Source organism: Pseudomonas sp. 2835, assembly GCF_050435905.1.
Taxonomy (GTDB): Bacteria; Pseudomonadota; Gammaproteobacteria; order Pseudomonadales; family Pseudomonadaceae; genus Aquipseudomonas.
Genome location: NZ_JBNDLE010000009.1, coordinates 83,765 through 98,170 on the forward strand (window position 1 = coordinate 83,765; position 14,406 = coordinate 98,170).

Consider the following 14,406-nt stretch of genomic DNA (forward strand, 5'->3'; position numbering starts at 1 on the left):
GCCTTGAATCAGCCGCGGTTCATTCCTCTGCATTCACCTTAGTAGCTGTCTGCAGGGCTGTAAATTTTCTCGAACAGATTATTTCTCAGGTGCTTCCCGGGGCTGCCTGGCGCGTGCTCAAAGGCCCAGGGCGTAGTCCAGGTAGCCCGGGTAGGCCTTGCGCCAGTCGTCCTGGAAGGTGTGGCCTTCAGGGTGTTCGTGACTCTGCACCTTGTTGTTGCTGGCGAAGGCTTTTTCGGTGGTGGCGGTCAGTTGCAGGTTGCTTTCATGCTCCTGGGCGCCATGCACTACGATCAGGCGCTTGTCCTTGGCTTTTTGCACGGTGAACGGAATCTTGAAGCCGCCCGGCGACAGCAGTACCGCGCCGCTGTAGTTCTGCGGGTACTGTGCGATCAGGTGGGCGGCGTGTTCGGCGCCTTGCGAGAAGCCGATCAGGGCGACTTTCGAGCGATCGATGCGGGTGTCTTTTTCCAGCTTCTTCAGCGCTGCGGCCACCGCTTGCTCGGTCGGCTCGACCGACTGCTGCTGCCACATGAACTGATGCTCGTCGCGCTTGAGGGTGCCGTTCAGGGCCACCAGCACGGCCTTGTCGCCGACCAGGTCGGCGCGCATGTTGGTACCCTTGACGCCTTCGGTGCCAAAGCCTGCCAGCCACACCACCACCGGCCAGCCGCCAGCCGGGGCCTTGCCTTCAGGGATGCTGAAGGCGGCGAGGCCAGCATCCTTGGCCTGGGTCGGATAATTCTTCTCGGCCGCTTGCAGCAGCTTCTGGTAGGCCGGGTCGTTTTTCATCGGCTCCAGTTCGTCGTCTTCCTTGAGAATCACCGCTTGCCAGAAGCCGCGTTCGCGGGCTTCGTCGAGGTATTGCGCGGCCAGTTCCGGGCTGTCCATGGACGACAGTGCGGCAGCGGCCTGGTACGCGGCAAAGGCGTTCTTCGGGTCGAGGCGGGCGGCAGTCAGGTAGAAGGCCAGGGCGCCGGCATAGTTGTCGTGCTCACTTTTTTCTTTGTCGCCGGCGTCCATGAATTCGGCCGGGGTGGCGTCGTTCAGGTACAGGTTGGCCATGGCAGCCATGCCTTGCCAGCGGCCTTTGTGCAGGGCCTGGTCGGTAGCCTCGTCGGCGAAGGCAGTGGTTGCAGTGAGGCTGAGGCCGGCCAGCAGGCCGAAGGAGCAGAGGTGCAGGCGGGTCGCTGTCAGCAATGACATGGCCGAGAGTCCTTTTTCGGTAGTGCTCGGCCAGGTGCGGCCGAAGTGGGCGCGGATTCTAGCACCCTGTTCAGCCCTTGAGTTGATTCCAGTCCAGGCCAAAGCGCGCCAGGTATTTGCGCAAACGGTCGGCGTCATTGGGCTTTTCTTTTTCCAGGCGCGAGACATCGAACAACTGGCGCCCGGCCTCGGACAGTGTGCGGGCGTTGCGGCACACCTTGAGTACCGCGTGCAGTTGCAGGCGGTCGAACTGGTCAAGGGCCTGGTCGCCGAGCAAGGCGTCGAGTGGGTCCGCGCCTTGCTCAAGGCCCCAGGCGTGTTGCAGGCGCTCGATTTCTTCCAGTACCAGCGGCTCGTCGATGCGCCCGCTGTCGGCGAGGGTGGCCATGCGCGTGATCGACGCCGACAACTCGCGAAAGTTACCGGCCCAGCGCGCTTGCGGCGAGTTGGCAAAGGCCAGGTAGCGGCGCTTGGCTTCGAGGTTGAAGCGCACCTGGCGGTTCTGTTCGCGGGCATGGCGCTGCAGTTCGAAATCGATGTTCGGCTCGATGTCTTCGCGGCGCCCGGCCAGGCCTGGCAGGGCGAAGGTCCAGAGGTTGATGCGCGCGTACAGGTCTTCGCGAAACAGCCCTTCGGCAACCCGGCTGCGCAGGTCGCGGTGGGTGCCGGCGATCAGCTGGAAGTCGCTCTCTACCTCACGGTCCGAGCCCAGCGGGAAGAAGCGTTTTTCTTCGATGGCCTTGAGCAGCATGGCTTGTTCATCAGTGCCCAGCTCGCCGATTTCATCAAGGAACAACATGCCGCCATCGGCGGCGCGCAGCAGACCTTCGCGGGCGTTCTGGGCGCCGGTGAAGGCGCCTTTGCTATGGCCAAACAGCGTCGACATGGCGCCGTCACCGCGCAAGGTGGCGCAGTTCACTTCGACGAAGCGCCCCTCCAGCTGATGGCGACCGCGCTTGAGCTCATAGATGCGCCGGGCCAGGAACGACTTGCCGGCGCCGGTCGGGCCGACCAGCAGCATCGGTGCCCGCGAGCGCAGCGCCACCCGCTCGATCTGCTCGATGGAGCGGTTGAAGGCGGCGTTGCGGGTGGCGATGCCGGCCTTGAGAAAATTCAGGCTGTCGGCCTGTTCGCGCTGAAAGCGCGAGGCGATGTGGTCATAGCGCGACAGGTCAAGGTCAATCAGTGTGCTGGTGCCGGCCGGGTCGGCGGTGTCTTCCTTGCCGCGGGCGGGCGAGGTCTGGATCAGTCGCGCCGGCAGGTAGCGTGCCTCGGTCAGCAGGAACCAGCAGATCTGCGCCACGTGGGTGCCGGTGGTGATGTGCACCAGGTAGTCCTCGTGCTCGGTATCGAAGGGGTAGGCGCTGGCGAAGTCGTGCAGCGCGCCATAGACCTCTTCGAAGTCCCAGGGGTTGCGCAGGACCATCGGCTGCAGGCGCACTTCGGTGTGCGGCGAGATGCTCTGGATATCGTCGCGAATGCGCTCGGCCAGGCCCAGGTCGCGGGCGCTGGTGCCGTGGATCAGTTCCAGGCGGTCGATGGGGGTTTGTGCCTGCTGGCACAGGCTGATGGTCGGCCGCCAGCGCTGCCAGCGCGCCGCGCCTTTGCCGTTGCGATCAAGGGTGGTGCCGAGAAAGCCGATGGCGACGCTGCGCTTGCTCATTGCTGTTTAGCTCAGTAGATAAATATATATCCCATAATATATAAAAATATTGCCTGGTATAGGCTGAGAAAATTCACCGATTTCTGTTGGTAAAAATAAAAACCTTATAAATCAATAAGATAAAAATTAATTTTGGACCTGACGCAAAACCTGGCACGCCCCTCGCAATACATACCTCGACCGCATCGCCAAGCTGGCCAACGGGACGGGGTTTATGTCCCCGCCGGTGCACGAGCCCACCCCTGGTGTAGGTGTCGTGCATGCCGCCGCCGCAACGTGCAGTCGATAGCGTGGCTCCTCACGGAGACGCTGGTCTCGAGGCCTGACTCGAACCTTACATACCCTCCAAGGTATTCGAATGTTGTACCCGCCGGTGGGGCGTAGCCAGGGAAGGCTGCTAGGTGCGCACGGAGCGCACACGCCCACCGCCGATTTGCCCGGCTTGCCGGCCGGGCCCGGAGCAAGGCAGTTGCCGGACCGCAGGACGCGGTCAATGGACAGGATGTCCCGGCAACTGGCTCCTCCGGGCCACGCCCGCAACGCTCGGCGCTTTGGCAACACCGGCACCAAGGACTTAATTGCACAGGATGACCAAGATGAAACTGTTGAAACGCTTTATCGTGAAAAAGAACGAACGCGGCCTGCTGTTCTGCGAAGGCGACTTTGTGTCGATCCTCGAACCTGGCGTGCACAAGCGTTTCGACCTGCACAACCGGCTGACGGTAGAAACCTTCAGCCTCAATACTTCGCTGTTCGAGCATCGTCTGGCAGGCTTCCTGCGTCAAAGCGAGCCGGCCTTGGTCGAGCAGTATTTCGAACGTATGGACCTGGCGGAAAACGAAGCCGGCCTGCGTTTTGAAGATGGCGCCCTGGTCGAGCTGTTGGCCCCGGGCAGCCGCCATCTGTACTGGAAAGGCCAGAGCGCGCAGACCCTGCAGCGCATCGACCTGAGCCAGACCTATCGCCTGGAAACCGCCCTGGTGGCCCAGCTCAACCAGCCGAAACTGCGCGGCCGCAATCTGGCCGGGCTGGACGCGGTGTTGTTGGCAGCGGTGCCGGCGTTCCATGTCGGCGTGTTGAAGGTCGATGGCGTGGTGGAAGAGTTGCTGGCTGCCGGGCAGTACGGCTTCTGGCGCTTCAACCGTCAGGTCAGCGTCGAGTTGGTCGATATGCGTATCCAGGCCATGGAAATCAGCGGGCAGGAAATTCTCACCCGCGACAAGGTCAGCCTGCGCCTGAATCTTGCGGCCAACTGGCGCTACAGCGATGTGCTCGGTGCGTTCGCGCAGTTGAGCAAACCGTTGGAGCATCTGTACCGCGAGGTGCAGTTCGGCCTGCGGGCGGCGGTGGGCACCCGCACCCTCGATGAGCTGCTGGAAAACAAGCAGTTGATCGACGATTCGGTCAGCCAGTACCTGCAGGAAAAACTGGTCGGCAGCGGCATCGAAGTCAGCGGCCTGGGGGTGCGCGACATCATCCTCCCAGGCGAGATGAAAACCCTGCTGGCGCAGGTGGTGGAGGCGGAGAAAGCGGCGCAAGCCAACGTCATCCGCCGCCGTGAAGAGACCTCGGCGACCCGATCGCTGCTCAACACCGCCAAGGTCATGGAAGACAACCCGACGGCCCTGCGCCTGAAGGAGCTGGAAACCCTGGAGCGGGTGGCCGAGCGCATCGACCGGATTTCGGTGTTCGGCGGCCTGGATCAGGTGTTGAATGGACTGGTCAGCATCAAGGCCGGATGAGGTTTGCCGGGCTCAAGCAGCCCGGCAGCAACAGATAAGAATGGAAGTACCGACATGAACATACTCGAAGTGGCCGGCGGCAAGCCGATCAAGCTCTGGACCGACGGCGTCCCGGTGGACGAGGGCGCCCGTGAGCAACTGCTGAACACCGCGAAGATGCCGTTCATCTTCAAGCACCTGGCGGTGATGCCCGATGTGCACCTGGGCAAGGGCTCGACCATCGGCAGCGTGATCCCGACCCTGGGTGCGATCATCCCGGCGGCGGTCGGCGTCGACATCGGCTGCGGCATGATCGCCGCGCGCACCTCGCTGACCGCCAGCGACCTGCCGGACAACCTGCACGGCCTGCGCTCGGCGATCGAAAAGGCCGTGCCCCACGGCAAGACCTTCGGCCGCCGTGACCAGGGCGCCTGGGACAGCGTGCCGGCCATGGCCGACCGTGCCTGGCACGACCTGGCGGCGCGCTTCAAGGCAATCACCGACAAGTACCCGAAGCTTGAGAAAACCAACAACCGCCAGCACCTGGGAACCCTCGGTGGCGGTAACCATTTCATCGAGGTTTGCCTGGATGAAGCCAACCGCGTCTGGTTCATGTTGCACAGCGGTTCACGCGGGGTCGGCAATGCCATCGGCAACCTGTTCATTGAACTGGCCCAGGCCGACATGCGCCAGCATATCGCCAACCTGCCGGACCGCAACCTGGCCTATTTCGAAGAAGGCAGCCGGCACTTTGCCGACTATGTCGAAGCGGTGGAATGGGCCCAGGATTTCGCCCGGCAGAACCGTGCGTTGATGATGCACGCGGTGATCGCCGCTACACGCAATGTGCTCGGCAAGCCCTTCGAGGCCAACCTCGAAGCGGTCAACTGCCACCACAACTATGTGCAGCGCGAGCATCACTTTGGCCACGACGTGCTGGTCACCCGCAAGGGCGCGGTGTCGGCGCAAAAGGGCGAGCTGGGGATCATTCCCGGCTCCATGGGGGCCAGGAGTTTCATCGTTCGCGGCCTGGGCAACGAAGAGGCGTTCTGCTCTTGCAGCCACGGCGCCGGGCGGGTGATGAGCCGCACCCGGGCCAAGCAGGCGTTTACCGTCGAAGATCAGCAACGGGCCACTGCCCATGTCGAATGCCGCAAGGACAAAGACGTGATCGACGAGATCCCCATGGCCTACAAGGATATCGACGCGGTGATGCAAGCCCAGCGCGAGCTGGTGGAAGTGGTGCACACCCTGCGTCAGGTGGTGTGCGTAAAGGGATAGGAAGGGATACACCATGAACAAGGAAGACCGTCACCCACTGCCGGGCGCCATGCGCGAGTGGGTGCTTGAAGAATTGCGCCGGGTCGAGCTTGAACACGATGTGCGCGTGCTCTACGCCTGTGAATCCGGCAGCCGTGCCTGGGGCTTTGCCTCCACCGACAGCGACTTCGACGTGCGCTTCATCTACGTCCCGCGCCAGGACTGGTACCTGCGCGTCGACGAGCCGCGCGACGTCATCGAGCGGCCGCTGACCGACGAGCTGGACATCAGCGGTTGGGAGCTGCGCAAGACCCTGAAGCTGCTGCGCAACTCCAACCCGACCCTGCTCGAATGGCTCGGTTCACCGTTGGTGTATCGTGCCGAGCCCGGTGCAGTGGAGTCGCTGCGGGCGCTGGCGCTGAACTTCTACAGCGCCCGGGCGGCGCGGCATCATTACCTGTCGATGGCGAAAAAGAACCACCGCGACTTCCTCCAGGGCGAGCAGGTGCGCTTCAAGAAGTACCTGTACGTGCTGCGTTCGCTGTTGGCGGTGCGCTGGATCGACCTGGGCCTGGGCATGCCGCCGACGGCCTTTGCCGACCTCTTGGCAGGCACCTTGAACGAGCCGCAGATGCTTGCCGAGATCGATGAGTTGCTGCGCATCAAGCGCCAGGCGGTCGAGGCCGATTACGGGCCGCGACGGGAAGCACTGCAGCAGTTCATCAACAGTGAGCTGTTGCGCGCAGAAACTTCGCCGGCCTTGCCGCGGCTGCGCGGTGATACGCAACAGCTGGATGACTATTTGCGCGATACTGTGCGGCGTTATTCATAGGAAGCGCGCCTTGGCGTGCCTTCCTTGTCGAAAGGACTCGGAACGTTTTCATGCCTGACAGCAAATACCAGCGCCTGCCCCATGCCGGAGACTTCGAGCAAGTCTCCGGTACCCAAATTGTCTACTTGTCGCCCAAGCCCTTGCCCACGGGCGTCGAGGCCTACAGCTACCAGCTCCTGCACCGTGATGCCAACGAGGTCTACCTGGACTTCGGCATTGGCCGGGGCAACTTCGAGTTCATGGCCCGCTGCGGCATTGCCGCGGTCATGGGCGTGATCACCAGCTTTGTGATGACGGCGCTGCTCGCGGGCTGGGCGCGGCGCAAGCACGAGCCGTTCTGGTCGGGCTTTCTCGACTTTCTCGCCTCGCCGCCGATCTGGGGCTTTATCGGCGCGTTGGCGCTGATGTACGTGTTCATTTTCTGCAAGACCGTGCGCGAGCTCAGAGTCCAGCCGCCGATCCGTTTCAACCGCCAGCGACGCGAAGTGGCGATGGTGCCGAAGAAAGGTGCAGCCCCCCATTATGTGCCGTGGGAAGAGGTTATCGCCTGTGTCTCGGCCGGCAAACTGGTCACCGAATACGCGGTGCTGCCTGAGTTCAAACTGATGATCGGCCTGCGTGACGCCGCCAGCGGTAACGTCCTCTGGCTGACTGTGGCCTGTGGCAGCCTGCGCGCTGCGGTGGCCGAATGGGAGGCGATTCGCGCCTACATGGAAGAGGGCCCGGCAGCCTTGCCGGCGCCACCGTCAGAAGAGTTTGAAGAGGGCACGGTGGCGTATTTTCACATGGCCCGGCTCGGCTATCGCGAGAATTTCCCGTGGCTGCAGTATGTGTTCGGCTTTCTGTTCGTCCAGGCGTTCGGCGGCTGGACCTTGCCGTGCCATATCTCCAACTGGGTCAACAATCGCCCCAGGGCGCTGTTCCCCAAAGCGGTGCAGGAGTGGTCCCGGCCCTTGCCGGCGGATCAGCATGCGTTGCCCAGCGAGGCGCTGCTCAAAGAAAGTGCCGAGGTGCGCGAGGTTTTTTACCGGGGCAAAACCCTGCTGGATTACTTCAAGGTGAAATTTGCCGAGCCGGCCTAGCCATTCGTTGAATGCGCATCCTTGATGGCGCGTTCAATGCCAGCACACTGATCACCACCACCACAGCCCCGGCGATCACCATCAGCGAAGGCTGCTCACCGAGCAGCAAGGCCGCGATCAGCATGGCGCAGGGCGGGATCAGGTACAGCGCCATGGTTGCCCGGCTGACCTGCGTGTGGCTCAGCACAAAGGCCCACCCCAGGTAGGCCAGGGCGCTGGGAAATACGCCCAGCATCAACACCGCCAGGTCTGCCTGCAGTGGCGCGGCCTTCACGGCGCCGGCCAGGCCCGGCAGATACACCAGCAGCAAGGCGGTGCCGGCCCAGATGGTGTAGCAGACCATGGTCAGGCCGTCGTATCGATGGCCATGAAGTTTCTGCAAGGTGAAGTAGATACTCCACGACAGCGCGGCCAACAGCACCAGCAGGCCGTGGGCGTTCAGCGCTCCTACGTCGCGATCGCCTGCAACCACCATTGCTGAGCCAAGCATGCCCAGCACCAGGCAGCCCCAGTGCCAGGCGCTGGCCTTCTGGCGCAGGACAAAACAGCCGATCAACAGGCTGAACAACGGCGTGGATTGCGCCAGGACACTGGATGCCCCGGCACTGATCCCGCGCTGGCCGAAATTAATCGCCACATGATGCACAAACACCGCGAATAGCCCGAGCAGCATCAGCAGCGGCAAGTCCTTCGCCTTTGGCAGGCTGATCCCTCGCCAAAGTGCGACAAAGGCCATGAACACCGACGCCACGATAAACCGCGCCAAAGCCAGATGGCCCGGCTCGTAGCCTTGCAGGGCGATATGGATGCCGGTGGGTGAGTAGGCCCAGCACAACACCACGAACAGTGTCGCCAGGACGATTTTCAGGGGGTGCGCGTGTGGCATCGCAAGAGGCTCCGAAGGCTGGGAGCTTCAGTATCAGAAAGGCCAATACTCACCACAATCGACTTATACTGAGCGTATCGTTCACTTTGGGTGATGTATGGAGCTGATGCAGATCCGCATGTTCAAGACGGTCCACGACACCGGCAGCATCGCCCGTGCGGCCGAGGTGTTGCACTACGTGCCGTCGAACATCACCGCGCGGATCAAGGCGCTGGAACAAGAGCTTGGCGTGGCGCTGTTCTTTCGCCATGGTCGTGGCCTGAAGATCAGCCCGGCAGGCGAAACCTTCCTCGAATACGCCACCCAGATGCTCGCCCTGGCCGAAGCCTCCAAGGCCGCCTTGAGTCCGCAAGCCTTGCCCAGCGGGCGCTTGCGCATCGGCGCCATCGAGTCCTCGGCCAGTGGCCGGCTGCCGCGGTTACTGGCCGAGTACCATGCGCGCTTCCCGCAGGTTTCACTGGAACTGAGCACGGGCACCTGGTCGCAACTGCTCGATGATGTGCTCAATCATCGCCTCGACGGGGCAATTGTCGCGGTGGAGGTCGAGCGGCCGCTGCTCAAACGCACGCCCATGTACCAGGAAGACCTGGTGCTGATCGCGCCTGAATCGCTGGGGCCGATTCGCAGCGCGGAAGACCTTCAGGGCAAGGCCATCTTCATGTGGCCGGAGGGTTGCCCATACCGCGCGGCGTTGGAGCACTGGTTGCTCGAACAGGGGCAAAAACTGCCGATTGTCGGCATCGCCAGCTATGGCGCCATCGTCAGTTGCGTCAGTGCTGGCGCCGGAGTGTCGCTGGTGCCCAGGGGCATCTTCGAGCAATACCGCAAGGGCGCCGGCTGGAGCGGCCATGAGTTCGCCGAACTCAAGGCCATCAGCAACGCCTTCTACTGGCATGCCCAGGCAGGAAGGCATCCGGCCCGGGATGCCTTCGTGCATTTGCTGCGCGAGGGATTGGCGCCGGGCGCTATTCGATCGGGTACTTGAGCATCGCCGGATGCCCTTCGATCTTGTGTGCCAGGCGCTGCACATGCGGATAGTCGCTGGCCGCAACCACCTCGGCGCATACGTACTGCGTGAACGACCAGGCCACCGCCGTGGTGATTTCTGCCTGGCTCAAGGGCAGGGTGGGGCATTTGGTCGGCTGCTCGGCAAGCAAGCCGTCGAGCTTCGCGTACGCCGCCTGCAACTGCCCGGTCACCCGCTCCAGCCAGGGCGTGTGCAGCTTCTCTTGCGGGCGCAGGTTGTGCTCGTAATAGATTTGCACCGACTTCTCACTGGCCGCCAGCGCCAGGCCGACTACCTGCAAATCACTGGCGCGGGCTAGCGGGTCTTGCGGCATCAGCTTTTTGGCGGGCACGGCCAGGGCTTCGAAGTAATCCAGAATCAGCGTCGAATCCATCAGCAGCGTGCCGTCATCCAGCACCAGGCTCGGCGCCTTGACCACCGGATTGATCGCGGCGAACTCGGCAAAGTTGCGAAACACCGACAACGCCTGGTGCTCGAAGCTGATGCCGTACAGTTCCAGCGATACCGCGACGCGGCGTACGTAGGGGGAATCGAGCATGCCGATCAGTTTCATGAGGCCTCCATTCATTCAGGACAGGTTGACTGCGTAGAAAGTAGCTGAAGATCGATGTCGCGCTTCACGGCGCCAGTTTTCGTCGCTCGATGGGTTCTGACAGTACGATGCTGGTGCGTGTCTCCCCAAAGGGATTGATCCTGGCGATGGTGTTTTCGATATCAGCCATGGATTTGGCGTAGAGCCTGATCAGGTAAGAGTCGTTACCCGTTACGTGCAGGCACTCGACGACCTCGGGTATTTCCTGAAGGAGGGCAATCAACTTGGTTTTGGCCGGCTTGAAGGTGGTCATGCCAACCACGGCCGAGATGCCGTATCCGAGTTTGACGGGGTCGACCTGGGCACTGTAGCCCTTGATCACCCCGGCATCTTCGAGTTTGCGTAAGCGGTCAGTGGTCGCGGGGATAGAAAGACCAGCGTGCCGAGATAACTCGGTGATGGAAATTCGGCCCGAGGTCTGCACCGCGGCGAGGATTTTTATGTCTATACGGTCCATGTAGATTTCCTCTGGCAAAAGCAAAGAAATTAATGAAAAAGGTACCTTTTTCATTAAAAAATAATGCATCAAAAAATAGTGCGATGCTAGTCTAATTTTGTCGCTCGAAGAGTCGCTTTGGAACGGCGTTGACATAATAAGAATTATTTCCCGGTCCGCGGATCATGGGCCAGGTCTTTCCTTGGAAATGGAGTTCGTATGGGGAATAAGACGCGCGGCTGCATTAACAATACCTACCCTTCGTTTCGCCAGTACCTCACCGGGCAATTGTTTGGCTTTCGCCACTTGAAAGTTGATCAGGTGTGCATGTATCTGGTCGGTGTCGGCCTGTTCTCACTGGGTGCCAAGTTGTTTATTATGAGTCACCTCGGCACCGACCCGCTGGATGTGCTTATTATTGCCTTCAATCAAATCCTGATGGTCGGCATGGGTGTCTGCTCGGCGATTGTGTCGCTGATCTTCCTGTCCTGGTGGATGCTCTGGAACAAGAAATATCCGCCGATCAGCCCGTTCATCACTACCACCCTGACGGGGTTGTTGATCGATCTGTGGACGGTGCTCGACCTGGAGGGCCATGTGGTCCCCCACCTTAATGCCTATGCCATGTTGGCCCTGGGTTTACTGCTGTGTGCCTATGCCTCGGCGCTGATCATCATGAGCGGCGTTGGTATTCGCATCATGGACCTGGTGGTATTGACCATGGTCGCCAAATGGCGCTGGTCATTCACCCAGGCCAAGATGTTCATTGAAATCGGTATCTTTTCAACCGGCTGGTTGCTGGGCGGTCCGTTTGGTGTCGGGACGCTTCTGTTCCTGCTGGTGATCGGTCCCTTGATTCAACCGTTCATGACCATCAATGCCCGGCATTTTTCGCTGACCAATCACGGCCTGGCCAGCGCCTCTTGAATTAAAACCATAACAACAACCCTCCTCGGCAGTCAGTGACTGGCGCGCGAGCGGCTGCGTACTTAACCGATGATGTAACTACTGTGCTGATGGATGAGGAATAAACAGTGAACGATCTCAATAATAAAACCTGGACCCTGCAAAGCACCCCGGCTAAGTTGGAAGAGCTGTTGCCGGACGGCGCAGTAAAGTGTCATCTTTCTCCGCGTAACTGCGTCATTCAGGAAGGCAAGCTCGGCTTTTGCAAGGTGCGTGGCAATCGCGGCGGACGTTTAGTTACATTGAACTATGGCAAGGGTGTTCATAGCACCGAGGAGACCATCGAAACCGAGGCTGTTTTTCACTTCGCGCCCGGTGAGCGGATTCTCTCGCTGGGTAATATCGGCTGTATGCTCAATTGTGGCTACTGCCATAACTGGAAAACCTCGCAGGCCAAGTACGTTACCGATAAGGACGTTTATTACTACACCCCCGAACAGGTCGTGGAAACCGCGTTGCAGCACGGTATTCGCGTACTGTCGTGGACCTACAATGACCCAGTGGTCTGGCATGAATTTATTCTGGACACGGCCAAGCTGGCCAAAGAAGCTGGCCTGATCAACCTGTACAAATCGGCCTTTTTCATCAGTGAGGAGGCGATCGATGAACTGTTGCCGGTCATCGATATTTTCTCGATCTCGCTGAAGTCCATTTCTCCCGAGTATTACCGCAAGGTCACCACCGGCTGGGTCGAGCCGGTGCTGGCGGGTATCAAGAAAGTCTACGACGCGGGCAAGTATGTCGAAGTCAGCACGTTGATGGTGACCGATATCAGTGATGACGAAGACACCGCATGCACGATCAGCCAGTGGGTCCTGGATGAGCTGGGCCCAGAGGTGCCGTTGCACTTTGTGCGCTTCCACCCCGACTACAAGATGAGCAACAGCATTCGCACACCGGTTGACCGCCTACTCAAGGCCAGGGACGTTGCCCGGTCGATGGGGGTCGAGCATGTCTATCTGGGCAACGTGAATGATGTCGACGGTACCAATACCAGCTGTAACAACTGCAGCGCCTTGCTGGTCACCCGCTACGGGCTGAACGCCAGGAATATCGGCCTGAATAGCCAGGGTTGCTGTACTCAATGCGGTCACGATGCCCACTTCAGGTTGTTGCCCGAGCTGCCCGCTGGCCAGCCCGTCGAGTTGCGCGAGGAGGCGTTGACGGCGTACGAGAAAAGGAAGTTTGAATGGCACGGCGACATCGTTTCATTGCACGCCCAGGTTCTCAACACCCTTGACCGTGAGCATAGCGTGTACCTGCGTCGAAACTATGCCGATGGCCACAGCAGCGAGTGGAAAACCCTGACGCTGCGGCCGTTTGAAAGCTATCGGTTCATCATCGCGAAGGCTCGAGTGGACGAGCTGGGCCCTGAAGTCTGGCTGCCAGCGGGGGTGAATTCCAACCTGCATGAAGTGTTTGACCGTGCCCATTTTCCCACTGAATCGATCGAGGAAATCGGCATAGCGAAAAACGACATCACGCCAACCGTCGGCTATGAAGGCAAACAGAACATGTATGAGCAAGTCATCAAACTGGTGAGCAAGGCATGAACATTTCGACCGAGATGTTGCACATCCGGGTGGATGACCATGGCGCTCAACCCGCGGTCACGCCTCTTTATCAATGCAGTGCGTTCAGCGCCGACTCGGCATTTTTCTATTCGAGAAAGGCGAATCCCAACGTCAGCGAGCTCGAACAAGTCGTTGCGGCCCTTGAAGGGAGCGAACATGCCCTGGCCTACGCCACGGGTATGAGTGCACTCTACATGGTGCTCGAACTGCTCAAGCCGGGCGACTCGCTGGTGATCAACAGGCTTATCTACGGTTGTTCGTACAAGCTTTTCCAGCGTTACGCAGCACGCCTGGGTGTGCAATTGAGCATCCTCGACCTGAGCTGTGCGCAGGGATTGGCAGCCTTGCCGGCGAAGGTCGACATGGTGATATTTGAAACACCGACCAATCCGTTCTTGAAGGATATCGACATCCAGGCTGTTTCGACGGCGGTCAAGAGCATCAATCCCCAGGCGGTGATCGTGGTCGACAACACCTGGGCGACGCCGTTGTTTCAAAAGCCGTTGGCCTGGGGCGCGGATATTTCGCTGTACAGCGCCACCAAGTACTTCTCAGGGCACAGCGATGTCATGGGTGGGCTGGTAATGGTCAATGACCAGGCACTTTACCAGCGCTTGCTGGAAGGGCGCTTTTATTCGGGTTCAATCCTGACGCCCCATAGTGCCTGGTTGCTGCGCAGAAGCATGCAGACGTTTGAGTTGCGCATGGAGCGGCACGGCAAGACCACCGTGCAAATGCTCAACTATCTGAAGGACCTTCCCTATATCGAGCGGGTTTACTATCCGCACATCGATGGCAAGCAGCTGACAGGCTATGGCGGGATTGTGTTTGTCGATATTCGCCGTGACTTGGTGCCGGTCTACAAAACCTTCACACGCTCGCTCAGATGGTTCGGAACCGGTACAGGCATGGCGTGTGTCACATCGATGGTTGCCCAACCCTTTAGCGGCAGCCATGCGTCAATGACTGACGAAGAAAAAGCGCTGATGGGCATTGACCAGGGGCTGGTGCGCTTGTGCTTTGGCCTGGAAGCGCTGGAAGACCTCCAGGATGACCTGCTGCAAGCGTTTCAGACGGCTGAACAAGCTACACGCCAATAGCGCGCAAAAGTGTCGGCAATCGAACAACGGGCTCAGGAGGCCCGTTGTTTTTTTACAGGAG

Annotated in this window: 13 protein-coding genes; 8 read left to right on the forward strand and 5 right to left on the reverse strand. The window is 60.3% G+C overall.

Annotated features, from left to right (window positions below; translation table 11 throughout):
* Nucleotides 1–117: 117 nt before the first annotated feature.
* Both ABIE20_RS15220 and rtcR read right to left on the reverse strand, forming a co-directional pair.
* Nucleotides 118–1,206, reverse strand: coding sequence for an alpha/beta hydrolase (locus ABIE20_RS15220; RefSeq protein ID WP_429505729.1), 1,089 nt, complete (start codon nt 1,204–1,206; stop codon nt 118–120).
* Nucleotides 1,207–1,276: 70 nt separating this feature from the next.
* The gene (gene rtcR, locus ABIE20_RS15225; protein WP_429505730.1) at nt 1,277–2,869 is read right to left on the reverse strand and encodes an RNA repair transcriptional activator RtcR; all 1,593 of its coding nucleotides are present in this window, start codon (nt 2,867–2,869) and stop codon (nt 1,277–1,279) included.
* A 596-nt stretch (nt 2,870–3,465) separates the two neighbouring features.
* Between rtcR and ABIE20_RS15230 the strand changes: the two genes are divergently transcribed.
* Genes ABIE20_RS15230 through ABIE20_RS15245 form a run of 4 tightly spaced genes read left to right on the forward strand, consistent with a single transcriptional unit; the run spans nt 3,466 to nt 7,764 of the window.
* Nucleotides 3,466–4,611 carry a slipin family protein gene (locus ABIE20_RS15230; protein WP_429505731.1) on the forward strand — a complete coding sequence of 382 codons (1,146 nt, stop codon included), beginning with the start codon at nt 3,466–3,468 and terminating at the stop codon, nt 4,609–4,611.
* Between the two features lie 54 nt (nt 4,612–4,665).
* Nucleotides 4,666–5,871, forward strand: a complete 1,206-nt coding sequence (locus ABIE20_RS15235) for an RtcB family protein (RefSeq protein WP_429505732.1) — start codon at nt 4,666–4,668, stop codon at nt 5,869–5,871.
* 13 nt (nt 5,872–5,884) lie between these two features.
* Nucleotides 5,885–6,682, forward strand: a complete 798-nt coding sequence (locus ABIE20_RS15240; RefSeq protein ID WP_429505733.1) for a nucleotidyltransferase domain-containing protein — start codon at nt 5,885–5,887, stop codon at nt 6,680–6,682.
* Nucleotides 6,683–6,732: 50 nt separating this feature from the next.
* A complete protein-coding gene (locus tag ABIE20_RS15245; RefSeq protein ID WP_429505734.1) occupies nt 6,733–7,764 on the forward strand; it encodes a DUF6708 domain-containing protein in 1,032 nt (343 codons plus the stop codon).
* Here the strand turns inward: ABIE20_RS15245 and ABIE20_RS15250 are convergent.
* Nucleotides 7,736–8,650 (reverse strand): DMT family transporter, encoded by a 915-nt coding sequence (locus ABIE20_RS15250; protein WP_429505735.1) that lies wholly within the window; start codon nt 8,648–8,650, stop codon nt 7,736–7,738. The genes ABIE20_RS15245 and ABIE20_RS15250 overlap by 29 nt on opposite strands.
* Nucleotides 8,651–8,747: 97 nt before the next feature.
* Here ABIE20_RS15250 and ABIE20_RS15255 point away from each other — a divergent pair, with 97 nt between their 5' ends.
* Complete coding sequence (locus ABIE20_RS15255; RefSeq protein WP_429505736.1) at nt 8,748–9,635, forward strand: LysR family transcriptional regulator; 888 nt, start codon at nt 8,748–8,750, stop codon at nt 9,633–9,635.
* On the opposite strand, the gene ABIE20_RS15260 is transcribed toward ABIE20_RS15255, so the two are convergent.
* A complete protein-coding gene (locus ABIE20_RS15260) occupies nt 9,616–10,230 on the reverse strand; it encodes a glutathione S-transferase family protein (protein ID WP_429505737.1) in 615 nt (204 codons plus the stop codon). The two genes, ABIE20_RS15255 and ABIE20_RS15260, sit on opposite strands and share 20 nt — an antisense overlap.
* Nucleotides 10,231–10,294: 64 nt before the next feature.
* Nucleotides 10,295–10,726: an Lrp/AsnC family transcriptional regulator gene (locus ABIE20_RS15265; protein ID WP_115085126.1), complete on the reverse strand. Its 432-nt coding sequence runs from the start codon at nt 10,724–10,726 to the stop codon at nt 10,295–10,297.
* A 198-nt stretch (nt 10,727–10,924) separates the two neighbouring features.
* Between ABIE20_RS15265 and ABIE20_RS15270 the strand changes: the two genes are divergently transcribed.
* From ABIE20_RS15270 to ABIE20_RS15280, 3 genes are all read left to right on the forward strand, one after another.
* On the forward strand, nt 10,925–11,632 hold the full coding sequence (locus tag ABIE20_RS15270) for a YczE/YyaS/YitT family protein (protein WP_429505738.1): 708 nt from the start codon (nt 10,925–10,927) through the stop codon (nt 11,630–11,632).
* A gap of 107 nt (nt 11,633–11,739) precedes the next feature.
* Nucleotides 11,740–13,224, forward strand: a complete 1,485-nt coding sequence (gene amrS, locus ABIE20_RS15275; RefSeq protein ID WP_429505739.1) for an AmmeMemoRadiSam system radical SAM enzyme — start codon at nt 11,740–11,742, stop codon at nt 13,222–13,224.
* Nucleotides 13,221–14,345, forward strand: coding sequence for a trans-sulfuration enzyme family protein (locus tag ABIE20_RS15280; RefSeq protein ID WP_429505740.1), 1,125 nt, complete (start codon nt 13,221–13,223; stop codon nt 14,343–14,345). The genes amrS and ABIE20_RS15280 overlap by 4 nt, the downstream gene beginning before the upstream one ends.
* The last annotated feature ends 61 nt before the right edge of the window (nt 14,346–14,406 follow it).

Excerpts from the sequence above, each read along its gene's own strand:
- ABIE20_RS15220 (WP_429505729.1), bottom strand. The coding sequence starts at position 1,206 with ATGTCATTGCTGACAGCGACCCGCCTGCACCTCTGCTCCTTCGGCCTG.
- rtcR (WP_429505730.1), bottom strand. The coding sequence starts at position 2,869 with ATGAGCAAGCGCAGCGTCGCCATCGGCTTTCTCGGCACCACCCTTGAT.
- ABIE20_RS15230 (WP_429505731.1), top strand. The coding sequence starts at position 3,466 with ATGAAACTGTTGAAACGCTTTATCGTGAAAAAGAACGAACGCGGCCTG.
- ABIE20_RS15235 (WP_429505732.1), top strand. The coding sequence starts at position 4,666 with ATGAACATACTCGAAGTGGCCGGCGGCAAGCCGATCAAGCTCTGGACC.
- ABIE20_RS15240 (WP_429505733.1), top strand. The coding sequence starts at position 5,885 with ATGAACAAGGAAGACCGTCACCCACTGCCGGGCGCCATGCGCGAGTGG.
- ABIE20_RS15245 (WP_429505734.1), top strand. The coding sequence starts at position 6,733 with ATGCCTGACAGCAAATACCAGCGCCTGCCCCATGCCGGAGACTTCGAG.
- ABIE20_RS15250 (WP_429505735.1), bottom strand. The coding sequence starts at position 8,650 with ATGCCACACGCGCACCCCCTGAAAATCGTCCTGGCGACACTGTTCGTG.
- ABIE20_RS15255 (WP_429505736.1), top strand. The coding sequence starts at position 8,748 with ATGGAGCTGATGCAGATCCGCATGTTCAAGACGGTCCACGACACCGGC.
- ABIE20_RS15260 (WP_429505737.1), bottom strand. The coding sequence starts at position 10,230 with ATGAAACTGATCGGCATGCTCGATTCCCCCTACGTACGCCGCGTCGCG.
- ABIE20_RS15265 (WP_115085126.1), bottom strand. The coding sequence starts at position 10,726 with ATGGACCGTATAGACATAAAAATCCTCGCCGCGGTGCAGACCTCGGGC.
- ABIE20_RS15270 (WP_429505738.1), top strand. The coding sequence starts at position 10,925 with ATGGGGAATAAGACGCGCGGCTGCATTAACAATACCTACCCTTCGTTT.
- ABIE20_RS15280 (WP_429505740.1), top strand. The coding sequence starts at position 13,221 with ATGAACATTTCGACCGAGATGTTGCACATCCGGGTGGATGACCATGGC.